Source organism: Methanoculleus sp. (genome assembly GCF_030019085.1).
In the GTDB taxonomy this organism is placed as follows: domain Archaea; phylum Halobacteriota; class Methanomicrobia; order Methanomicrobiales; family Methanoculleaceae; genus Methanoculleus.
In genome coordinates this window covers 15,874-37,437 of sequence record NZ_JASEFJ010000018.1, presented here as the reverse complement: position 1 = coordinate 37,437, position 21,564 = coordinate 15,874, and the positions used below count along the sequence as shown (strand labels likewise).

The 21,564-nt window shown below is 57.5% G+C and carries 20 protein-coding genes; 14 read left to right on the top strand and 6 right to left on the bottom strand.

The features are described 5' to 3' along the window. The 3 genes from mcrG to mcrB all read right to left on the bottom strand — a co-directional run. The coding region (mcrG, locus tag QMC91_RS08035; protein ID WP_300237515.1) for a coenzyme-B sulfoethylthiotransferase subunit gamma at nt 1–198 on the bottom strand (198 nt) is incomplete at its 3' end. Between the two features lie 90 nt (nt 199–288). Next, entirely contained in the window at nt 289–756 is a 468-nt protein-coding gene (mcrD, locus tag QMC91_RS08030; protein WP_300237513.1) for a methyl-coenzyme M reductase operon protein D, read from the bottom strand. A 16-nt stretch (nt 757–772) separates the two neighbouring features. After that, on the bottom strand, nt 773–2,077 hold the full coding sequence (gene mcrB, locus QMC91_RS08025; protein WP_300237511.1) for a coenzyme-B sulfoethylthiotransferase subunit beta: 1,305 nt from the start codon (nt 2,075–2,077) through the stop codon (nt 773–775). A 904-nt stretch (nt 2,078–2,981) separates the two neighbouring features. Between mcrB and QMC91_RS08020 the strand changes: the two genes are divergently transcribed. The 5 genes from QMC91_RS08020 to QMC91_RS08000 are packed head-to-tail and all read left to right on the top strand — an operon-like array spanning nt 2,982 to nt 8,519. Continuing rightward, on the top strand, nt 2,982–3,398 hold the full coding sequence (locus tag QMC91_RS08020; RefSeq protein WP_300237509.1) for a molybdopterin dinucleotide binding domain-containing protein: 417 nt from the start codon (nt 2,982–2,984) through the stop codon (nt 3,396–3,398). After that, on the top strand, nt 3,398–4,768 hold the full coding sequence (locus QMC91_RS08015; RefSeq protein WP_300237507.1) for a formylmethanofuran dehydrogenase subunit B: 1,371 nt from the start codon (nt 3,398–3,400) through the stop codon (nt 4,766–4,768). Before QMC91_RS08020 ends, QMC91_RS08015 begins: the two co-directional genes overlap by 1 nt. Nucleotides 4,769–4,771: 3 nt before the next feature. Continuing rightward, nucleotides 4,772–6,478, top strand: coding sequence for a formylmethanofuran dehydrogenase subunit A (locus QMC91_RS08010; RefSeq protein WP_300237505.1), 1,707 nt, complete (start codon nt 4,772–4,774; stop codon nt 6,476–6,478). Nucleotides 6,479–6,491: 13 nt separating this feature from the next. Next, nucleotides 6,492–7,292, top strand: coding sequence for a formylmethanofuran dehydrogenase subunit C (locus QMC91_RS08005; RefSeq protein WP_300237503.1), 801 nt, complete (start codon nt 6,492–6,494; stop codon nt 7,290–7,292). A gap of 45 nt (nt 7,293–7,337) precedes the next feature. Beyond that, complete coding sequence (locus QMC91_RS08000) at nt 7,338–8,519, top strand: molybdopterin-binding protein (protein ID WP_300237501.1); 1,182 nt, start codon at nt 7,338–7,340, stop codon at nt 8,517–8,519. A 10-nt stretch (nt 8,520–8,529) separates the two neighbouring features. Here QMC91_RS08000 and QMC91_RS07995 read toward each other — a convergent pair whose 3' ends face one another. Next, a complete protein-coding gene (locus tag QMC91_RS07995; RefSeq protein WP_300237499.1) occupies nt 8,530–9,279 on the bottom strand; it encodes a hypothetical protein in 750 nt (249 codons plus the stop codon). 90 nt (nt 9,280–9,369) lie between these two features. On the opposite strand from QMC91_RS07995, the gene QMC91_RS07990 reads away from it, so the two are divergent. The 8 genes from QMC91_RS07990 (at nt 9,370) to QMC91_RS07955 (ending at nt 16,631) form a co-directional block, all read left to right on the top strand. After that, entirely contained in the window at nt 9,370–10,179 is an 810-nt protein-coding gene (locus QMC91_RS07990) for a ribonuclease III domain-containing protein (protein ID WP_300237497.1), read from the top strand. Nucleotides 10,180–10,184: 5 nt separating this feature from the next. Next, nucleotides 10,185–11,366, top strand: coding sequence for a DUF362 domain-containing protein (locus QMC91_RS07985; RefSeq protein ID WP_300237495.1), 1,182 nt, complete (start codon nt 10,185–10,187; stop codon nt 11,364–11,366). Nucleotides 11,367–11,606: 240 nt separating this feature from the next. Continuing rightward, nucleotides 11,607–13,451, top strand: coding sequence for a proton-conducting transporter membrane subunit (locus QMC91_RS07980; protein ID WP_366944396.1), 1,845 nt, complete (start codon nt 11,607–11,609; stop codon nt 13,449–13,451). Beyond that, on the top strand, nt 13,448–14,314 hold the full coding sequence (locus QMC91_RS07975) for a respiratory chain complex I subunit 1 family protein (protein ID WP_300237491.1): 867 nt from the start codon (nt 13,448–13,450) through the stop codon (nt 14,312–14,314). Before QMC91_RS07980 ends, QMC91_RS07975 begins: the two co-directional genes overlap by 4 nt. A gap of 5 nt (nt 14,315–14,319) precedes the next feature. Continuing rightward, on the top strand, nt 14,320–14,784 hold the full coding sequence (locus QMC91_RS07970; RefSeq protein ID WP_300237519.1) for an NADH-quinone oxidoreductase subunit B family protein: 465 nt from the start codon (nt 14,320–14,322) through the stop codon (nt 14,782–14,784). After that, a complete protein-coding gene (locus tag QMC91_RS07965; protein WP_300237489.1) occupies nt 14,781–15,161 on the top strand; it encodes an NADH-quinone oxidoreductase subunit C in 381 nt (126 codons plus the stop codon). Before QMC91_RS07970 ends, QMC91_RS07965 begins: the two co-directional genes overlap by 4 nt. After that, nucleotides 15,146–16,225, top strand: coding sequence for a nickel-dependent hydrogenase large subunit (locus tag QMC91_RS07960; RefSeq protein ID WP_300237487.1), 1,080 nt, complete (start codon nt 15,146–15,148; stop codon nt 16,223–16,225). Before QMC91_RS07965 ends, QMC91_RS07960 begins: the two co-directional genes overlap by 16 nt. A gap of 7 nt (nt 16,226–16,232) precedes the next feature. Further along, nucleotides 16,233–16,631 (top strand): 4Fe-4S dicluster domain-containing protein, encoded by a 399-nt coding sequence (locus QMC91_RS07955; protein WP_300237485.1) that lies wholly within the window; start codon nt 16,233–16,235, stop codon nt 16,629–16,631. A 119-nt stretch (nt 16,632–16,750) separates the two neighbouring features. On the opposite strand, the gene QMC91_RS07950 is transcribed toward QMC91_RS07955, so the two are convergent. Beyond that, nucleotides 16,751–17,359, bottom strand: a complete 609-nt coding sequence (locus tag QMC91_RS07950) for a YkgJ family cysteine cluster protein (protein WP_300237483.1) — start codon at nt 17,357–17,359, stop codon at nt 16,751–16,753. Nucleotides 17,360–17,667: 308 nt separating this feature from the next. Between QMC91_RS07950 and QMC91_RS07945 the strand changes: the two genes are divergently transcribed. After that, entirely contained in the window at nt 17,668–18,603 is a 936-nt protein-coding gene (locus QMC91_RS07945; protein WP_300237481.1) for a calcium/sodium antiporter, read from the top strand. 182 nt (nt 18,604–18,785) lie between these two features. Here the strand turns inward: QMC91_RS07945 and QMC91_RS07940 are convergent, their stop codons facing one another. After that, the gene (locus QMC91_RS07940) at nt 18,786–21,524 is read right to left on the bottom strand and encodes an HAD-IC family P-type ATPase (RefSeq protein WP_300237479.1); all 2,739 of its coding nucleotides are present in this window, start codon (nt 21,522–21,524) and stop codon (nt 18,786–18,788) included. Nucleotides 21,525–21,564 lie beyond the last annotated feature (40 nt).

Here is a 21,564-nt window from a genome sequence, read left to right as displayed (position 1 = left end):
GTCTGGCTCCTGCTGCTCGGCGAGCGGCGGGTGTGCAGAGGGGTATGCAGATCCAGGGGCCCGGTGGCCCAGAATTAACACAATATCTTCATCTGTTACTGAGCGAACCCTCTCAAGTTTGTGGTTGGGGTTCATCTGTTTACGTCGGTTCGCGGCGACAATCGATGTCCCTGGACCGTACTGGGGCTTGTATGCCATTGTTTCATTCACCTCAAAGTGGTAGATACTTATATCCTCTATTGAATGATTCTTCAGCCATATTTCCGAAATCCTGCATTCCAGCAACCGTTATTTAGTCCTGATGATAACCGGCCGGTCCCCGCTTCGCGGGTCAGCAAGGCCGATAAGATCTGGATCGGCATCGGGCCCATACCTTGCATAGTCGACAAGCGTCGGGTCGGTCTTCATGAACCTGCCCGTCTTGATCTGGTATGGGAAGTTCACGAAGAAATCGTCACAGATCGACTGGATCTCGGCTATTAAGGAGTCGTTCTCGACCTCAAGTATAACCTCACCAACCTGGACGCGCAACGCGATCTCGGTATCGACGACCTGGATTGTGCTGCGGTCTGAGTGCGGGTTCGGGTTTCCTCGTGCCGGGCCGTAAGGGACGTTCTCTGGTAGACCCGGGCCGCGGATCAGAATGCGTTGGACACCTGTAATGCTGGCAAGTTTATTCAGCAGGCTTTCAGCGGTCGTGGGTTTGAGCAACCTGAGGGGCACAATCCTGACCTGCGGAAATGTGGCATCTGTCATTCGAACCTCTGGTTTTTCAGGCTCCGTTTGCGATCTGCTGGATCGGCTTGTTGAAGACGTCGACCTTACCGTATGTCTCGGCGAAGAGTTTCGAAGTGCTCTCCGGCGAGAACATCTGGGTTCCGGCATCTAGTGCCATCGCGGCAACAACGCACGGGATGGCCACACCGTTTGCGTGTCTGGTCACAACGTGGTTGCCGTTGAATATACCGGGACCGCCACCGCCGTAGATCGAGTGGCTGAAGAACGAGAACCCGACGGCAGTACCCATCACACGGCCGTAGTCGGTGCTCGGGAGACCGGTCTCGTGTTCGAGCAGGTCGTTGAAGTAGAGGAGCGTTGACGAGACCGCCTGCGCGAATCTTCCGGCACCACAGTTGACGATGGTGGCTGCCATGGTTCCTGCAGATGCGTAGGCGTTCCAGAGCATCGGGTCATTGGTGTCGTAGAACTGGAAGTAACCGCCCTTCTTACCGGGGGTGATGACCCTGTCCTCGATGGCGCGCTCGACCAGGCTCTGGACGACAGTGCCGATTGTCCCACTTTCGCCATTTGCCTTTACAAGGTCGTAGACCAGGTTGTTCGCGTTCAGGCCCTGGTATGCGTAGGCGAGGAGCTGGGCGCGTTCAAAAGGCCCAATGGCGGATCCCATCTCAAAGATCCCGGCGGTCTCGAGGGTGGACGATAACGCTGCACCCTGCAGGGCGTTCTTGCCGGTCATCATGACGACGTGGTTGACTGGGATGTTGCGTAGCGCGTAGCCGATTCCCTCGTTATTCTGGGGGATCGTGAGGATAGATGTGACAAGTGCACCCTCCATGTCCTGGGTGTGAGGATAACTACCCCAGCAGGCCGCTTTGACCGTTGAAGCATTAAACGCGTCGATGTTAAACTGGTCGACGATAGCAAGTGTTGTTGCGGCTGCGACTGAGGTGATCGCGGCATCGTATGTGGATGCGTTGATCAGGCGCTTGGTCGGTACCTGTACAAGCAGGAGTTTGCCCCCGTTGAACTCCAGGATCTCGGTGTCGTCGCCCTCCTCAACCTGGACCATTTCTTTGATCCTGCTGACGATCGCATCCTTATTCTCCATGATCGGGAGGTCGAGTTCTCTTCCCTTGATCTTGCCCTTTCCAAGTTTGCCTGTTCTAAGCGCATCCTGGATGCCACCAAGGTTGACGCTGATTGTTCGTTTGGTCAGGTCGATGATCTTGCCAGTGGCCGGGTTGACCAGCGGGCTGATTCTGTCGAGGGTAACGCTGCTTTTGAGCAGTTTACCATCGTCAGAATAGAGATCGATTGTTTCTGTGTATTTAGCCATAGTATTTCATCCTTTTAACCTTGTTCAATACGTTCCGTTCATGCAGGAGGCGACGGGGTAACGATCCGCGCCGGATCCTCCAAAGACCGCTACTGCACGTCCCAGAAGGGACTATAAGAGTAGATAGGATGTATTAATAAAATTTGCGAAATGGGATAGGTAATAATTTTAAAAAGTAATATTTATACAAGATATATTCCCATCACGATATTTTAAAATCTGAATTTTTAGGTCTAAATTAATTTAATCGGATCGTTTAAAAGATTTTCTGTCGATCGGGTGTTAAGAGATGTTTTTCAATCTTGCATGAATGTATGACACACATTAAATAATATTAAAAGAGATACAAATAACAATAGTTCAGATAATAATTACAACTAATGTTTAATAGTGACCAATCTCATAGTTTTAGCCCTTAAAATATATAATTCTACTCTCTGAAGGCTGGATTTTTAAGAACAACGCATTCTGGCCCTCCGTCATCGTAGCAAGCAGGACGTGTTTCTATAGGATCCTCTTGGGCAGGCCAATTGCGTGAACGATCCGTAACTGTTGGTCGGGGTCCTGCTGTTCCACCTACTTCATCCTCGCAAGATAAATCAAAAAACCTTAATGTAAAGGCAGTAACATATAACTACTTACATATGCGGAATGGTTAAATACAAACCATTACAAGTTATGATAAAACGATCCGCCCGGTGCTCCGTCCGGAAGTTTCGTTTCCCCCGAATGAGCGGGGCCTCGCTGCATGGGAGGGCCTGCTTTCCGGGCATGGAATCCAGGTAGATCCCCTCCTATTTGGTGGGGGCCCAAAAATGGGTATTACCAGGATCACCGTGCTCTAACCGGCTGTCTCATCGGAAATCCGGGAGATCGGCCTTACTTACTACATTGAGGAAAAACTATGGCAAACAAGATTACGCTGAACATGATCACCCAGCGTTCCATCGAGGAAGGCGTCGCGATGGAAAAGGGCAAAACAACCCCGGAATACTTCGAAGCATGCTCAATCATCGAGTTGCACGACGAAGACATCAAGGCGCTTGGTCTGGTTCCTAACCAGCTTGTACGGGTTACAAGCGAGTGCGGGAGTGTGGTCGTAAAGGTCGTCAAAGGGCGTCAGACACTCTATCCCGGCCTTGCGTTCATTCCGCAGGGTGTCTGGGCAAACCAGATCGTCCCCCCGAGGACGCAGGCAACCGGGGAGCCCCAGTATAGCGGCTTTCCTGTGACTGTCGAGCCAGTTGCCTCTGGTGAGAGGCGCAAGAGTGCGCTTGAACTTGTCCAGGGGGCTGTTGGAATGTGGAGAGGTGAACAGTAATGCCAAAGAGAATCGAGAACGTCGGATGCCCATATTGTGGTGTCTGCTGCGACGACCTTGTCGTGACCGTATCGGACGATGGAAAGAAGATACTTGAGGTGGAGAATGCCTGTGCTATCGGCAACCAGATCTATCACCATGCAACAGAGAGCGAGAGGGTCAGGCTGCCCCGTCTCCGCCAGCCGGACGGCACCTACAAGGAGATCTCCTATGATGAGGCTATCGACTACGCGGCGAGGGTACTCTACAACGCCAAGAAACCCCTGATTTACGGGTTTGGTTCGACCAACTGTGAGGGCATGGCCGCCGCGGCCAAAGTCGGCGAGAAAGCGGGTGCTATACTTGACAATTGCGCATCCATCTGTCACGGGAGTTCGCTTCTGGCCATATTCGATAATGGTTACCCAAGTTGCACCCTTGGCGAAGTCAAGAACCGGGCGGACGTCATCCTTTACTGGGGTGCAAATCCCGCTCACGCCCACCCACGACACATGTCCCGCTACTCGATCTTCCCCCGTGGTTTCTTCACCGGCAAGGGCCACAAGAGCCGCAAGATCATCGTCATTGACCCCCGCTACACCGACACTGCCCGGGTGGCTGATATCTACCTTCAGGTGAAGCAGGGCTACGACTACGACCTCTTCAATGCGTTCCGCACAGTAGCGCGTGGCCACGAGATTCCCGAGGAAGTTGCCGGGATCAAGCGCGAGAAGATCCTCGAAGTGGTTGAGATCATGAAAAACGCCAGGTTTGGTACAATCTTCTATGGTATGGGACTCTGCCATACTGATGGCCGGAACCACAACATTGACATCGCCATCAGCCTGACGCGTGACCTCAACGATTTCACCAAGTGGACGATCATGGCTATGCGCGGTCATTACAACATCACCGGGCCAAACCAGGTCTGGTCATGGCAGTACGGGTTCCCCTACTGTCTGGACCTCTCAAAGCGTGACATCGCTCATATGAACCCGGGTGAGACCAGTTCCATCGACCTTGCCATGCGCGGCGAGATAGATGCCTTCTTCAACGTGGCAACAGACGCTGGTGCCCACTTCCCGATCGAGGCTGTCAAGGAGCTCAGGAAGCACCCCTGGATCACCATCGACCCCAACATCTGCATGGCAAGCGAGATCTCCGACCTTCACATTCCGGTTGGCATTGTCGGCGTAGAGGTGCCGGGAATTGTCTATCGTATGGACAACGTCCCGGTTCAGTACCGCAAGGTCATCGACCCGCCGGAGGGCGTTATCAGCGACGAGGAGCTCTTCGAGCGGATCTACCAGAGGCTCTGTGAACTGGAGGCAGAAGATGCTGCGAAGGAACGGGTAAAGACCACGGCGGAAGGTATACCCGCGGAGGATTGAGGCATGAGCGAACTCCTGATCAAGAACGGCTTTGTCTTCGATCCCCTTCAGGGGATCCGGGGCGACCGCATGGATATTGCGGTCAAGGACGGGAGGATAGTGGAGACAAGTGCCCTTCAGCATCCTGAGACGATCGATGCATCCGGTATGACCGTGATGGCAGGCGGTATTGACATCCACTCCCACGTGGTGGGGCCCAAGGTGAACGTTGGCCGACTCTTCCGCCCGGAGGACAAACTCTTCAAGAGTCCATTGAAACGTTGCAACCGCATGGAGATGGGTTTCTCCGTTCCCTCCACTTTCAAGGCCGGTTACGACTACGCACGGATGGGCTACGTCTTTGTCAACGAGGCGGCGATGCCTCCCCTCCACTCACCGCATGTCCACGAGGAGATCCGGGACACTCCGATCATCGACAACGCCGCGATGCCGGTCTTCGGTAACAACTGGTTTACCCTTGAATACCTCAAAAACCATGAGATCGAGAACAACGCAGCGTATACTGCCTGGCTACTCCGTGCAACCCGCGGATTTGCAATCAAGGTGGTCAACCCCGGTGGAACCGAGGCATGGGGATGGGGGTTGAACTGTGAGAACGTCCACGACCCGGTTCCTTACTTCGAGATCACCCCCGCAGAGATCATAGCGGGTCTCATCGAGACAAACGAGCACCTCGGTCTCCCTCACTCGGTGCACCTGCACTGCAACAACCTTGGCAACCCGGGCAACTATACCGACACGCTCGACTCGCTCAAGCTCGCGGAGGGATACACGCCGAAGAACAACTTTGGACGTGAACAGGTACTGCACGCCACGCATCTACAGTTCCACTCCTACGGCGGTGATTCGTGGGGGAACTTTGAGTCCCGCGCTCCAGATGTCATCGACTACGTGAACTCCCACGACAACATCACCATCGACATCGGTCAGGTGACCCTCGACGAGACCACCACCATGACCGCAGATGGGCCGTTTGAGCACCACCTGCGGGCCTTAAACAACCTGAAGTGGGCAAACACCGATGTTGAACTCGAGACAGCTGCGGGTGTCGTTCCCTACATATACAGCCCGAAGGTCAAGGTCTGTACCATCCAGTGGGCGGTGGGCCTTGAGCTTGCTCTCCTCTCGAAGGACCTGATGCGGACGTTCGTCTCCACGGATCACCCGAACGCCGGGCCGTTCATCCGCTACCCGCGGGTCATCACCTGGCTGATGAGCAGGGCGGCACGTGATGCGACCATGAAGACGTTCAAGTGGCTTGAGAGGACGATCGACGCCACCTCAATCGATGGCATCGACCGTGAACTCGATCTCTACGAGATCGCGCAGATGACCCGTGCGGGGCCGGCAAAGGCGCTCGGCATCAGCAACACCTACGGCGGGCTTGCACCCGGCATGGATGCCGATATCGCCATCTACGCCCTCAACCCCGAGAATATGCCTGAGAACCCCGAGGAGATTGAGAAGGCCCTCTCCCGCTGCGCCTGCCTGTTGAAAGACGGCGTTGTGACCGTCAGGGACGGAGAGGTTCTCACGGAGCCACCAAAACGGACAGTCTGGGTCGACGTGAAGGTACCCGAGAATGCACAGGTGCAGAGAGACATCTACGAGCATTTCCTCCGCTACTACAGCGTGAACCTTGGCAACTACTCGCTCTTCGAGGAGCACCTCTTCAACCCGCGGGTGATCGAGGTCGATACAACACAATGAGGTGATGAGAAGCATGAAGACAGTAACCCTCACCATGACCAACCCCCCCGAACTTTATCTCGAGGGGCAGAATATCACCCCGGACGCCTTTGCAGGCAAGACTGCGGCCGAGATAGCCGCCATTGACGTCTGGGAGGGTAAGTTGAAGAGCCCACTCGGTAAATACTTCACCGTTGAGGGCAACGGTGGCGCAACGGCGGCCGAGACGAGGATCATCCTCCGTGGAGACTGCTCCCGCCTCAAGAGAGTCGGTCAGCAGATGACAGCCGGTGAGATTGTCATCGAAGGCGATGCTGACATGTACATCGGTGGCTGGATGAAAGGCGGGAAGATCCACGTCAAAGGGAACGTCGACTCTTTCTGCGGCCTTGCCATGGAAGGCGGAGAACTCATAATCGACGGCAAGGCCGGGCACCACCTTGGCTCATCCCCCCGCGGTGAGTGGCGCGGTATGCAGGGTGGGTTGATCCGTGTCGCTGGCAGTGCCGGGAACGATACGGCGACGTTTATGAACGGCGGGACAATCATCATCGGCGGCGATGCAGATATCCACGTCTCCACCCATGCCGAAGGCGGTACCGTCATCATCAAGGGGAATGCCAAAGGCCGGGTTGGCGGGCAGATGGTGAAAGGCGATATCTACGTCTTTGGACAGATCGAGAACCCGCTTCCGGGATTCAAACAGGTGGGTGAGGTCGAACAGGAGGTCGACGGTGTGAAGGCCCGTTTCATCCATTACATTGGGGATCTCGGCGAGCGCCACCCTGTCTCCAAGGGCAAGCCTGTGTATGGGAACATCTATACCAGGATCTAAACTTTTTTTCTTTCCCTGGCATCAGTATCTAAGGGGAATGATTCTGTGAGGGGGCGCCTTAATCCCGTCCGGCTATCTGATGTGCAGGGGTTGTTACGCTCGGCTTTCCAGGCCCCCGCTCGGAGCATCCATCTGCCGGTCGCCGATGCTGCCGGACGGATAACGGCAGCCCGGGTTTACTCACCACTGACGGTTCCGGCAACGGATATTGCCGCAAGAGACGGTTTTGCCGTCAAAAGCCATGATACTCTCGGTGCAAGCGCGAGAAACCCGGTGAGACTTCCGGACCCTCAAAGGGTGAATACGGGAAACGCGATCCCGCAAGGCTACGACGCAGTCGTCATGATCGAAGACGTCATAGCAGAGGAAGGAGGATGGTGCACGATGAGATCGGTGCTCCCCGGTGAACATATCCATCCTATGGGAGTCGAGGTCCGACAGGGCGACCTGATCCTCCCGGCAGGGCACAGGATACGTCCCTGCGACATTGGCGTCCTCCTATCCTGTGGGGTCACCGAAGTGGATGTGCTGGAGGTCAGGGTCGGACTCATCCCGACGGGGAGCGAGGTGGTTCCGGCTGGTGAGGTTCCTGGTCCCGGTGGAGTCATCGAGAGCAACACCGCAGTTGCGGCGGCGATTCTTGGCGAGGCCGGGGCAACCTGCACCCGTTACGGGATAGTCGCTGACGATCCAGGGCTTCTCCGGGAGGCCATCGAGCGCGGCATCCGTGAAAATGACCTCCTCCTGGTCTCCGCAGGGTCATCGGCAGGCACCCGCGACTTCACTGCAGAGATCATAGGTGACCTTGGAGAGGTGCTTGTCCACGGGATCGCAATGAAGCCCGGAAAACCGGCGATCGTCGGCAGGATCGACGGTAAACCGGTCATCGGCATCCCTGGCTACCCTATCGCTGCCCTTACAGCCACACGGGAACTTGCCCTCCCCCTCCTCGCGGCCCGGGGTCTGTCTCCACGCCCCCCAGCGCGTCTCAGCGCCCGACTTGCGGAGATGGTCACGGCAGACCCAGGCTACGATGAGTTTGTTCTCCTCAGAGTCTCGTGGAACGTCGATCACTACGTCGCCACGCCCATACCTCGCGGCTCTCGAACACAGATGGCGTTGGTGCGTGCAAACGCCTTTCTGCATATCCCCGCAGGTAGCGCCGGGTTAATCCCCGAAGGCACGATGGTCGAGGTGGAACTGACCGGCCCGACTGAATACCGGTGATAGCACCAGTTTATCCACCCTCCTCACCATCTCCACCGCATGTCTCCAGCATCTTTCTGATGCGCTCTTTTAGATACGGCAGATGCTCCTGGAACTCGCGTGCGACCAGGAAAGTCCGGGCGGCGTCGCCCAGTCCACGGTGGGCACCGAAGTGGTTGCGATATCCCTGCGGGACGGGATACTGGAAATGGGCTGAGGAGATGGTGCTACCGTCGACCGAGAACTCGATAAGGCTGGCCAGACGGTCCAGGGATAGGACCTGTTTCATCTTCAAACCCCGACGGATCTCCCGCTGCAGGTCGACAAACGCACACCCGTCAGGGGAGAACCCCGCGGCGCGGAAGGCCCGTCTCTCCATACTCGCCGCGAAGACGATGATTGCTGTGCTGTCCTCCTCTGAGACGATCGATTCCAGGAATGACCTCAGGTCAGTGAACGCCATCTCCGCCGTCTCCTGCGCCTTTGCAGCCTCTTCGTCCGGGAGTCGGTAGGAGTGGTCGTATGGCATCCCGCACTCACCTCGACTCAGGTTTGCGACGGTCGTCTCGACACCGGCCGTTCTGCCACAGGAGTCGGTCACTTTCTTCCAGATCTCGACCTCGAGATCGTAGCGGAACTGCTCTGCCGCGTAATTAAGACTCTCGCCCTCGGGTCGGTGCACGACCGCACCGATCTCGATCGGCATCATCACCTCCCTTGAGGTGCCATATACGTAACCGAACTCTATGTCCAGGTAGACGTGTCTGCCTGCCGACTGCATCAGATGCAGGATCTATCCGGCGAGAGAGAAAAAGTTTCCCGGCCAGCAGGTCCCCGGCAAAGGTTTATCCAGCTGAACGAAAGCCATTCTATGGAAGAGCGGGATTGCGCTCTGCAATCGATGACCATGAAACTCTCCATCACCTGGCCTGGATCTCGTATCAGCGGTCTTTTCTGGCGAACGCGCCACCGTCGTATGGACCCTCCAGGCCGCGATCGTGTAGAGGAACTACGTGCACTTCTCGCCCGCCCTCCTTTTGAGATCACCGGAATCGACGACAATACCATCGCCATCTACGATAGGGCTCTGACCCACCGGTCGTATACGAACGGGGGTGAGTATCCCGCAGCGGTGGCTGAGGACAACGAGAGGCTTGAGTTTCTCGGGAACTACATCCTCGACTTCATCATCGCCGAACACCTCTACACCGGCTACGAAATCCCGCCGGGCGAGATGAACCGGAGGCTCCAGGTGACCCGGAACACGAAACTTGCCGAGATTGTGCGGTTGCAGGGGCTCGGTATCGACCGCGTTGTCAGACGGCGGGGACAGGCGTTGACGGACTCGATCATCGCCGACGCTTTCGAGGCGCTGATCGGTGCGATATACCTTGACCGGGGCCTCGATCTGGCCAGGAACGTGGTGCTCGCAATCTTTGAAGATGAGATAGCGGATTGCGACACAGACCGGAACTACCGCGGAAGGCTCCAGGAACACGTCTCAAGGGAGAGCCTGGGCGACCTCGAGTATACCTTCCACCAGACCGGTCCGGGGAACTGCCCGACCTGGGTTGCACGCGTGAGCGTCGGTGGGACCCCCTATGGAGAAGGGAGGGCCCGGACGAAGCAGGCTGCGGCCATGACCGCGGCAAAAGAGGCTCTCTCCCGCTTCGAGGAGTAGTGAGAATGCTTCAGCCGCCAGGAATGGACCTGAGAGTTGCGGTTGTCAGGTGCGAGGGTTACAGCCAGTCCGGGGTCGATGCGGCCGCCAGGCGTGCAATCGACCTTCTCGGTGGCATCGGATCTTTTGTCTCCTCCGGGGAGAGGATCCTCCTCAAGCCAAACCTCCTCCAGGGTCTTGAACCTGGGCGATGCGTCACCACCCACCCGGCGGTTGTCGCCGCTCTCGCCCGTCTCCTCGTGGAGCACGGTTGCCGGGTTCTCATAGGGGACAGCCCTGGTGGTGGGGTGATCTACAGCGAGGCAAACCTCCGACGTGCTTACGCCCGTGCCGGCTACCTGGCCGTGGCGGAAGAGACCGGCGCCGCCCTTAACTACGATACCGGTTCGAGCGTCGTCTCCTTTCCAGAAGGGACCGTGACGAAACAGTTCTCCATCATCACCCCCGCCGTGGAGGCCGATGGAATCGTGGTCGTCTCAAAAGCCAAAACTCATATGTGGACGAAGATGACCGGCGCCACAAAAAACCTATTTGGAATAGTCCCGGGTCTAGAAAAACCTGTTTTTCACTCCAGGTTTCGGGATGAGAGGAGCTTCGGGGAGATGCTTGTCGACCTCAACGAGTGCATGAAACCACGGCTTCAGGTTGTGGACGCTGTCATCGGGATGGAAGGAGACGGTCCCCAGGCGGGAAACCCCCGAAAGATCGCGGCGATCCTTGCCGGGAGCAACTACGCAGCCGTGGACACTGTTCTTGCGCGACTTATTGGGATCGAGCCCCTTGAGATCGGGTACATAGTAAGCGCAGCCGAACGTGGCCTCTTCGACCCTGCAGATGTCCGGACGGTCGGCGATGACCCTGCCACACTCGCCGTTCCCGACTTCCGGAAACCCTCTACACATACTGGTGCCAGGAGTGGCGTCGTGCGGCGGGTTTCGCTATCTCTCCTACAGCGGTTCGGAAGAGTCTATGCACCCAGGCCCGGTGTGATCACCGGGGCGTGTATCGGTTGTCGGAAGTGCGAGCGGATCTGCCCGGTGCATGCGGTAACCGTCACAGAAGGCAGAGCGTCGATCGACCTTGCACGGTGCATCCGCTGCTACTGCTGTCACGAGATGTGCACCGAACACGCCATCGTCCTCACAAGGGGTCCTGCTGGAAGGTTTATTGCCTATTTCCTTGGCTGAGATCCCGGCTGAGTGGCGTGTGGCAAACCCTCCTCCCTTGCTGCTCTTCCGGCCGCCAGCCACTGCCCAGTTATACACGGTATACACAAAAGATCGATCCCGGAGTGTGGATTCCTCCTCATGTCAATTTGGAATGATTAATTATGTAAGTGGAGCATATTTCCTTTGCGAGGGACAATAGTGCAGACGCTGCTCTTCCTGATATTATTTCCCATCATCATCGCATGTCTTTTGTTGTTCGTGAAACGGACGGCATTGCGCTACGTGGTGGTCATCCTCTCGGCTCTTGCTATCGGCGGGGTGTCGATATACCTGCTTGTGCGGTATGTGTTTGCGGGCGCGGTCTACTTTGCCGTGCCCTCAGGGACGGTCGACCCGCTCATGCTGGTCATTGAGATGGGGCTTGCGCTCTTCATCATCTACATGGGTGTAAAGTTCAAGAACTACCTGGCAATCGCGCTGGCCGTTGTCCAGGCGGCTCTGCTGGTATATCTTGAAACGACGTATTCGGGGAGCCTCCATGTTGAGAACAACCTCTTCATCGATCAGTTCTCCATCATCATGGCCCTGATCATCGGGATCATCGGGAGCCTCATAGCCGTCTACTCGGTCAGGTACATGGAGACCTACCATCATCACCATCCCGAGGTGCGTGACCGGCAGAGGACGTTCTTCTTTGTTATCTTCATCTTCCTGGCTGCGATGTTTGGCCTGGTCTTCTCCAACAACCTGATGTGGGTCCTATTCTTCTGGGAGATCACAACGATCACGTCGTTCCTGCTGATCGGTTACGCGGAGACTGAGGAGGCAACGAAGAACGCGTTCCTGGCGCTGGTGATGAACCTGCTCGGTGGGGTCGCGTTCGTTGCGGCGCTCATCATCCTTGCCGCCACCGCACCTTTGAGCGGGGGTATCGACCTTGCGGGGGTGCTCTCATCAGGCGATGCTGCCGTTATCCTGCTTCCGGCGGCGCTGATCGGGTTTGCCGGGATCACAAAGGCTGCATTGATGCCGTTTTCCTCCTGGCTCCTCGGAGCGATGGTGGCCCCGACCCCGGTCTCGGCCCTCCTCCACTCGAGCACCATGGTCAAGGCTGGTGTATACATACTGGTCAGGTTCGCACCGGTCTTTGCAGGGACGCTTACTGGGTTCTCCATAGGGCTCGTAGGCGGCCTGACATTCGTTCTTGCGTCTGCGATCGCGATATCGCAGAGCAACGCGAAACGGGTTCTCGCCTACTCGACGATCGCAAACCTCGGCCTTATAGCCGCATGTGCGGGTGTTGGAACCTACATGCTTGTATGGGCCGCGATACTCCTGATCCTATTCCATGCCATCGCGAAGGCGCTCCTCTTCCTTGGGACTGGAATGATCGAGCACAGGATCGGTAGCAGGGATATCGAGGATATGGAGGGTCTGATCGTCCGGATGCCTCGTATGGCCGTGATGATGTTCATCGGGATGGCCGGGATGTTCCTTGCGCCCTTCGGGATGCTGATCTCGAAATGGGCTGCGATCGAGGCATTTGTTCAGGCCCCATTCGGGCTGATCTTCATAGCAATCCTGGCCTACGGGAGCGCTGTAACGGTCTTTTTCTGGGCGAAGTGGATGGGCAAACTGGTTGCGGTCACCCGGGAGCGGGAGCGTGTGGAGAAAGGTATCCTGGAGGAGCCCTGGGCCCCCCTATACCTCCTCACGGGTCTCGTGGTAGCGGCCACCCTCCTATTCCCGCTGGTATCCTCTCTGCTGGTTGAACCATACGTTCTTGCCATATATGGGGTTACAGCGCGCATGGCGCAGGCGAACGTCGCGATAATGATCCTGATGATGGCCCTGCTTCTCGTGTTACCGGTCTCATTCATGCTCTTCAAGAGGAGCGCAAAACACCTGCCCGCTTACATGGGCGGGAGACCGGCGACGCCAGGTCGCCAGTTTGTGGGATCTCTTGGCATCACCCGGGAGGCGCAGACCAGGAACTATTACCTTAACGACTACTTCGGGGAAGCAAAACTCTTCCGTCCGGGATTGGCGGTCTGCACAGCGTTGATAATAGTCTCGTGGATCCTTGCAGGGGTGGCGCTATGACCTGGACATGGCTTATAGGTGCGGTCTTATTCCTTATCCTGGCACCCCTGGCAGGCGGTCTCATTGCCGGAATCGATCGTAAGATCACCGCTAGGATGCAGGGGAGAGTCGGCCCGCCGCTCCTGCAGCCGTTCTACGATGTTGGAAAGCTTTTCGAGAAGGAGCGGGTTGTTGTCACCACGGCGCAGAACTTCTACGTTCTTGCTTACCTGGTCTTCATTGCCCTTGCCGGCGCGCTCTTCTTCGCGGGAGGGGACCTGCTGCTGACAGTCTTTGCCTTCACTCTCGCCCACGTCTTCCTGGTGCTCGGTGCATACGCCGTCCACTCCCCCTACAGCCACATCGGGGCGGAGCGCGAGCTGATCCAGCTGATGGCCTACGAACCGATGGTCATACTTGTGGCGGTCGGTCTCTACATGGTCACGAACAGTTTCTATGTTGCCGAGATTGCCGCAGTGGTCGTTCCGGCCATTCTCTACCTTCCGGGTGTCTTCATTGGCCTTGCCATCGTCCTCACGATCAAGTTCAGGAAGTCCCCGTTCGACATATCGACGTCGCACCACGCCCACCAGGAGATCGTCAAGGGCATAACGACCGAGTTCTCGGGCCCGACACTCGGGACGATCGAGATCGCGCACTGGTATGAGACTGTATTCCTCCTGGGTCTGGTCTACCTATTCTTCGCCTGGAACCCGGTGATCGGGGTGGTTGCGGTCGCGCTCACGTATCTTGCTGAGATCTTTGTCGATAACACCACGGCACGTGTGCGGTGGCAGGCGGCGCTGAAGACCGGGTGGTTTGCGGCGTTGCTCGGGATCGTGAACCTGGCGATCCTCTCTTATATGACGCTTGGAGGTGCATGAGTAGCATGGCATTCCTGAAGCGATCACCCTGGATCCTTCACTACGATGCGTCGAGCTGTAACGGCTGCGATATCGAGGTACTGGCATGCCTGACACCGCTCTACGATGTGGAGCGGTTCGGCATCATCAACACCGGGAACCCCAAACACGCGGACATCCTGCTGATCACCGGCGGGGTAAACGAGCAGAACCGGCAGGTGGTGAAGAATCTCTATGAGCAGATGCCGGAGCCCAGAGTTGTCGTTGCGGTCGGTATCTGCGCCGCATCGGGCGGCATATTCCGGGAGTGCTACAACATCGTTGGTGGAGTCGACAGAGTGATCCCGGTGGACGTCTACGTCCCTGGTTGTGCGGCAAGGCCGGAGCAGATCATCGATGGTGTCGTGAAGGCGCTCTCGATCCTGGAGGAGAAGCGAGCGAAGATGAAAGTGATGGAGCAGCATTCAGAAGAGGCAGGTGAGACTGCATGACACTACAGGAGGAACAGACGATCATCGAGGTCGCCCATCCTGATCTACTCCGGGAGGTCGATAGGCTTCATGCCGACGGATACCGTCTCGTCCAGATTGGGTGCACCGACGTCGGTGGGATATATGAGATCAACTACTCGTTTGATAAGGGCTACCACCTCAAAAACCTCCGTCTGAAGGTCGGGCCCGATACGGAGGTTCCAAGCATCTCCGGGATCTACTGGGGAGCGTTCGTCTATGAGAACGAGATGCACGACCTCTTCGGGATCCCTGTCTCCGGGATCAACATCGACTTTAAGGGGACGTTCATCAGGACGGCTAAGAAGTATCCGTTCAGCGTCACCAGGAAGGGGGAGGACCCATGCCAGAACGAATAATCGTGCCGTTCGGGCCGCAACACCCTGTGCTGCCTGAGCCGATCCACATCGATCTCGTCCTTGAGGACGAGAAGGTGGTGGAGGCGATCCCCTCCATCGGCTACATCCACCGTGGACTCGAGCAGCTTGTGCAGAAGCGTGAGTATCCCGAGTTCGTATACGTGGCTGAAAGGATCTGCGGGATCTGCAGTTTTATTCACAGCCTCTGTTACTGTCAGGGTATAGAGAAGATCATGGAGATCGAGGTCCCCGACCGTGCGCGATACCTCCGGACGATATGGTCAGAGTACTCCCGTCTTCACTCTCACCTCCTCTGGCTCGGGCTCTTTGCTGACTCGATGGGCTTCGAGAACCTCTTCATGCGCTCATGGCGCCTCCGTGAGAAGGTGCTTGACGTGCTGGAGGACACGACCGGCGGCCGGGTCATCCAGGGCACCTGTAAGGTCGGTGGTGTTCGGCGAGATATAGGGCAGGAGAAACTCGATGAGATTCACCGTGGACTTGAGTCTTTCGAGGAGGAATGCCGTGACCTCGGCCATGTCTTCTTAAACGATACGACGGTGAAAAACCGTCTCCGTGGGCTTGGTGTCCTGTCAAAGGCGGAAGCCTACGACCTTGGCGCTGTTGGCCCGACTGCGAGGGCAAGCGGTGTCGAGATGGATCATCGGGAGACTGGCTACGCCGCCTATGGGGATCTCGGTTTCAAACCGGTCATCGAGACCGCGGGCGACTGCTATGCCAGGTGCGCTGTAAGGCTCAGAGAGGTCCATGCCTCAATCGACCTGGTCAGGCGTGCGATCGAGGAGATGCCAGAGGGCCCGATCGATGTGAAGGTCAGAGGAACGCCGGAAGGTGAGTATTTCTCCCGTGCGGAGCAACCGAGGGGCGAGGTTGTCTACTATCTCAGGGGTGACGGGACAAAGAACCTGTCTCGTGCCCGCATCCGGACACCGACGCTAACAAACATACCATCGCTCGTGAAGATGCTCCCGGGCGTCCAGCTTGCGGATGTCCCGGTGGTTGTGCTCTCGATCGATCCCTGTATCAGCTGTACGGAGAGGTGAACGAGGAATGGGAATATTTCAGATGACAAAGACGGTTCTCCGAAATCTTTCTGGTGGTCCCGCCACCCGGCGCTACCCTGCCGTGGCGGCAAGGAAGGGTCCGATCACCCGGGGACATGTTGTCTTCAACCCGGCCACCTGTCGTTCATGTGGCATCTGCTCCCGGCGGTGTCCCTCGGGGGCGATCAACCTGGACAAAGAGGCAAACTTCTGGGAGATCGATCGCATGCGGTGCATTGCCTGTGGCGAGTGCGTTGAGGGCTGTCAGTTTGATAGCCTCACGATGGAACAGGAGTACTTCCCACCAGTTGTGGACCGTGTGGTTGAGCGCTATCACATAACCTACGTGAAGCCGGAGAAACCCGCGAAGAAACCAAAGGAAGAGGGTGCGGGGGAGAACGCCTGAAGGGTGGGTAGAGTCAGGTCAGGCCTGGAGGAGCGGGGTGTCACCGCAGTGCCGAGGGAGGCACTGCACCCTCAGGCATCTTGCGTGTAAGGACGGCTCATGGGGTGCCCAACCCCATCTCATCGGTCGTAGAGATCGTGCTTGATGAGGTGCGATTCAAAACGCCCCTGGTGGAAGACACGAACCTCTACCTTGGCACCGTTGCGGAACTCCCGCATCAGGTGGTCGTATGTCCGCCGGACATATCGCAGTCCTTCCCGTGCGAAGAGGTCACGCAGGGCCTGGCGGAACCTGATCTCCTGGTCGAGGAATGCCGCCTCGTACGCCACAGTCTCCCGAAAGATCCTGGCGCATTCGGCATCGTCGATCGGGTTGTTGTAGGTTCCATGCTCGTTAAGGCCGCTTATCTGCCGCCAGTCAACCCTGCCCTTCTCGTCGGCCTCGCGGTGGAGCATGTAGGGGTAAACCCGGCAGATGGAGAACCGCCGCTCGTATATACTGCACCTGCCATCATCAAGGAAGATACATGATCCGTCAGGTCTCGTCTTTAAGGCATACCCGGAGACGTAGAACCTCCCCTCGTCGTCGCAGGCGTCGAAGCCCGGAGCCGGGATGATGACATCGGGCGCAAACGATCGGACGCTCTCGGTGTCCTCCTCAAGCAGAAAGACGTGACCGTTAAACTCGCGTGTGCAGCACCGGCCACAGCGGTCGCAGGAGAACCCCACGTCCTGGACGATCGCAATAAACTCGTCCTCCGGGAACCGGAAAAGTCGGTCGCGCTCTGCCTCAAGGGCGGCAATCTGTTCGTCAAACGTGAACGTAGTTCAGCACCCACCCTCTATCCCCAGGCAGTCGAGTCGGTGTCTGGCGGATCTCTATCGGGGTATTTGGACGCCGGAGGGGATATCTGCTTCGGCAGATGCGGTTCGTCTCGATCAACGGTCCCCCACTCATCTGAGGCCCCCTATCAAGCTCCGGAAACGTATTATTCTCCCCGATCCAACAAATCCCAATATTCGGTGGTGTGTTTTCTGTGATCGCGACATTCGTCCTATTCATCATCGGTGTATTGCTCCTGGTCAAAGGGGCCGATCTCTTCGTTGGCGGTGGAAGCGGTCTTGCTCTCCGGCACCGGATCTCCCCTGCCCTTATAGGGTCAACGATAATCGCTTTTGGTACCTCTTTACCCGAGCTCGTTGTCAGCACGAGCGCTGCGGCCATTGGAAACTCAGATATAGCGGTTGGAAACGTCATTGGGAGCAACATAGCAAACATCGCTCTTGTCCTCGCGCTCTGCACCCTCATCCGGCCGGGGATGATCACCGCCTCCGGGACGTCTCGCTCCTCCCTGATCCGCTACACCTGGCTGATGCTCGTTGCGACGGCGGTGTTTGCAGTTTTCGCCTTTATGGGGATACTTGACGTCTTTGCCGGCACAATTTTCCTCATACTCTTTGTGGGTATCCTTCTTCTCCTCCTGCGGGAGGAGCGTGAGGAGGAAGGTGTCGAACTCAGGTCACATGGATGGGTTGACGCTCTCTACATCAGCCTCGGGCTTGCTGCGGTCATCATCGGGGCACAACTGGTCGTCGACGGCGCTGTCACGTTCGCGGAGGCCCTTGGGATCCCGGCGTTTGTCATCGGCGTCTCGGTCGTCGCTGTCGGCACCTCCATCCCGGAACTCGCAACATCGGTAGTCGCCGCCGCAAAAGACAAGGGATCCATCTCGGTCGGCAACATCCTCGGAAGCAACATCTTTAACCTCCTGCTGGTACTCGGGATAAGCCTCCTCCTTGCCCCCGCGACGATCGGATCACCCATCGATATCGTTGTTGTCGTGCTCTTCTCGGTCGCTATCCTTCCACTGCTCTTTGCCCGTCCCCGCATCGTGCGGGTCTGGTCGGGCATCCTGCTCCTTGGCTATGCAGTCTATATCGCCTGGATCTTCGGGGCGGTGCCGGTTGTTTGAGAGTTCTTTCACAATAAAAAGCGGAGATGACCTGATAGAAGGGGTCATCGGGGATACGTGTCCGCCAACCAGGTCTAATTCAACAAGGAGAAGGTTGGAGTGAGAGTGGGGTTTTCTCACCAGATGCCCACTTTCCTATCCCTGTCCTGGATGGTTGGTCGGTCGGTAGAGCGCCAACCGGATCAAAGAGTCTCCTCCACTTTGTGGTGTGGTGGCTGGTGTTTTCTTACGGCCTTGAAGATCTCCATCACGATCACGACGGTGGAGGCGAGGGCAAGCAGGAAGGCCCATTCTGCCAGGGAGACCGGCTGCACCTGGAGCACGTTCTGGAAGACGGGGATATGCAGTGCGAGGATGTGTATACCCTGTGCAATAACGACTCCTGCAAAGAGGTAGTAGTTGCGACTCACCGGGACGCGGAAAGCAGAGATATACTCCGACCGGCAGTTGAAGGCGTGGATGTTCTCGAAGAGCACCATCAGCAGGACAAGCATGTTCCTGGCCGAGAACTCGTCCCAGCCGTTGCCGAGCATCCAGTACCAGGCGCCAAACGCCACCACCGCCATGACGGTGCCGGATAGGAGTGTCTCCTCTATCATCAGCTGGTTGAAGATCCCTTCATCCGGCCTTCGCGGAGGCCGTTTCATTACGCCGGGCTCCCCGCCCTCGAATGCAAGTGCCACATCCTGGATCCCGTTTGTCACCAGGTTCAGCCAGAGGAGCTGGACTGCAAAAAGCGGCAGCGGCAGACCCAGTGCGATGGCGAGCATGAAGAGAAGAACTTCCGCAAACCCGGTCGAGATCAGGAGGTAGACGACTTTGCGGACGTTGTCGTAAGCGTAGCGTCCCTCTTCGATACCTGCAACGATCGAGGCGAAGTTATCGTCGGCGATGATCAGCGACGCCGTGTCCTTGGCCACATCTGTCCCTGAACCCATCGCGATCCCGATATTCGCGCTCCGGAGTGCCGGGGCGTCGTTGACCCCGTCTCCTGTGACCGCAACAAAAGCCCCGCTCTCCCGGTAGGCCTTGACAATCTGGAGTTTCTGTAGCGGTGTCACCCTAGCAAAGACCCGGGCCCGCTTCACCCGCTCGACAAACTCTGGTGTGATCGAGTCACCTGTATCGCCTATTTCCGCGCCTGTGATCACCTGTTCTGGCGAGTCGGCGATCTCCAGTTCACGTGCAATGGCAAGGGCCGTTGCGGGATGGTCGCCTGTCACCATCACCACATCTACCCCTGCTTCACGGCACCGTCGGACGGCATCCGGGACATCAGGTCGGATCGGGTCGATAAACCCGACCAGGCCGAGTAGTTCAAGGGGAGGAAGTTGCGGGTTCTCCACGGAGACCTCTCTCTCTTCCCGACCGTGGGCCACAGCAAGCACGCGGTAGCCCTGTGAGGTCAGGAACTCGAGTTCCTTCTCTAAGCGGTCTGGATCGATGGGGAGACTTCCGCCTCTCCCGGCAACCATGCTCTGGCAGAGCGGGAGCAGGGTCTCGACTGCCCCCTTGACCGCTACCCGGATCTCATCCCCGTCGCGGTACCAGACGGCAGCGTAGCGCCGGTCGGACTCGAACGGGATCTCGGCAATGGATGGCGCACCCTGGCGGATGGCAGCGGGATCAAGGCCGAGTTTGTAGGCGAGTGCGAGAAAAGCCACGTCAATCGCATCACCCTGGTGTGTCCAATCTCCTTTGTCGGTCTGCTCCAGCGTGGCCTCGTTACAGATCACTGTGGCCCGGGCAAGCTGCTCCAGTCTGGAGCGGCCGGGCCCGGCCACCGGGCCACCGTCCTCGTCGAGGACATCTCCCTCACCAGCGTAACCGGCGCCGGTTACGCTGAATCTCTCACCGGTGGGGAGGGCGATGACCCTGGCGGTCTGCTGGTTCACGGTGAGCGTCCCGGTCTTGTCACTTGCGATCAGCGTGCAGCTGCCGAGACTCTCCACCGCAGCGAGGAACCGGACGATGACATTGCGTCCCGCCATCCGAGACGCCGCGATCGAGAGTGCAACGGTCAGTGCGACCGGCAACCCCTCGGGAATTGCCGAGACCGCAAGGGCCACGGCAAGGAAGAAGACATCGAGGATAGGCATCCCCTGGCCAAGCACGATGATCGCGAGCACCCCTGTAGCAGCAAGGATGGCGAGGGCGATCTTGCGCGAGAAGTCCTCCATACGGATGACGAGCGGGGCTTTGCCACCCTCTGACCCCGTGACGCTCTCTGCGATCTGACCGATCTCGGTATTCTGGCCTGTAGCGACCACAACTCCGGTGCAGCGCCCGGTCATGACAGTGCTGCCGGCATAAAGCATACTCCGTCGGTCACTTGTGGGCAGCGACGCGTCCACCGGGTCGGCGGTCTTTTCGACCGCATGGGACTCGCCGGTCAGGAGCGACTCGTCGACGGTGAGCGACTTTGCTCTGATGATTCGTATATCGGCAGGTACACGGTCGCCAGATTCCAGGACGACACGGTCGCCTGGAACCAGGTCCTCAGCAGGCACAACCTTCTCCCGGCCGCCCCGTATCACGCGTGCATGGATCTTGAGCATCTCCTGCAACGCTGTTGCACCCTTCTCTGCCTTCACCTCCTGAAAAGTTCCAATTACGGCGTTTAGGAGGAGGACGGCGAATATGAATATTGCATCGGTGAGATCGACGAAGAGGATGGAGATGATCGCGGCCGCAAGGAGAACGTAGATGAGCGGGCTCTTGAACTGGCGGAGGAAGACCTCAAAGACTGTCGGTGGGCGCTTCTTCGGGAGTGCGTTCTCTCCGAAGACCTCTTTTCGCCGGGCAGCCTCCTCTTCAGTGAGACCATCTGTCGATGATGCGAGCAGTCGCTCTACCTCGTCCACCGGGAGAGCGTGCCACGCGGTCATCCGACACTCATCGGGAGATAGGTGGTTATCCATGTTACTTCCTCTGTGGTATGCGTTGCGGACTCAACGGTTA

What these genes read in the sequence shown, in the direction of transcription:
- mcrD (WP_300237513.1), bottom strand. Translation starts at nt 756, where the DNA reads ATGACAGATGCCACATTTCCGCAGGTCAGGATTGTGCCCCTCAGGTTG.
- mcrB (WP_300237511.1), bottom strand. Translation starts at nt 2,077, where the DNA reads ATGGCTAAATACACAGAAACAATCGATCTCTATTCTGACGATGGTAAA.
- QMC91_RS08020 (WP_300237509.1), top strand. Translation starts at nt 2,982, where the DNA reads ATGGCAAACAAGATTACGCTGAACATGATCACCCAGCGTTCCATCGAG.
- QMC91_RS08015 (WP_300237507.1), top strand. Translation starts at nt 3,398, where the DNA reads ATGCCAAAGAGAATCGAGAACGTCGGATGCCCATATTGTGGTGTCTGC.
- QMC91_RS08010 (WP_300237505.1), top strand. Translation starts at nt 4,772, where the DNA reads ATGAGCGAACTCCTGATCAAGAACGGCTTTGTCTTCGATCCCCTTCAG.
- QMC91_RS08005 (WP_300237503.1), top strand. Translation starts at nt 6,492, where the DNA reads ATGAAGACAGTAACCCTCACCATGACCAACCCCCCCGAACTTTATCTC.
- QMC91_RS07995 (WP_300237499.1), bottom strand. Translation starts at nt 9,279, where the DNA reads ATGCAGTCGGCAGGCAGACACGTCTACCTGGACATAGAGTTCGGTTAC.
- QMC91_RS07990 (WP_300237497.1), top strand. Translation starts at nt 9,370, where the DNA reads ATGGAAGAGCGGGATTGCGCTCTGCAATCGATGACCATGAAACTCTCC.
- QMC91_RS07985 (WP_300237495.1), top strand. Translation starts at nt 10,185, where the DNA reads ATGCTTCAGCCGCCAGGAATGGACCTGAGAGTTGCGGTTGTCAGGTGC.
- QMC91_RS07975 (WP_300237491.1), top strand. Translation starts at nt 13,448, where the DNA reads ATGACCTGGACATGGCTTATAGGTGCGGTCTTATTCCTTATCCTGGCA.
- QMC91_RS07970 (WP_300237519.1), top strand. Translation starts at nt 14,320, where the DNA reads ATGGCATTCCTGAAGCGATCACCCTGGATCCTTCACTACGATGCGTCG.
- QMC91_RS07965 (WP_300237489.1), top strand. Translation starts at nt 14,781, where the DNA reads ATGACACTACAGGAGGAACAGACGATCATCGAGGTCGCCCATCCTGAT.
- QMC91_RS07960 (WP_300237487.1), top strand. Translation starts at nt 15,146, where the DNA reads ATGCCAGAACGAATAATCGTGCCGTTCGGGCCGCAACACCCTGTGCTG.
- QMC91_RS07955 (WP_300237485.1), top strand. Translation starts at nt 16,233, where the DNA reads ATGGGAATATTTCAGATGACAAAGACGGTTCTCCGAAATCTTTCTGGT.
- QMC91_RS07940 (WP_300237479.1), bottom strand. Translation starts at nt 21,524, where the DNA reads ATGGATAACCACCTATCTCCCGATGAGTGTCGGATGACCGCGTGGCAC.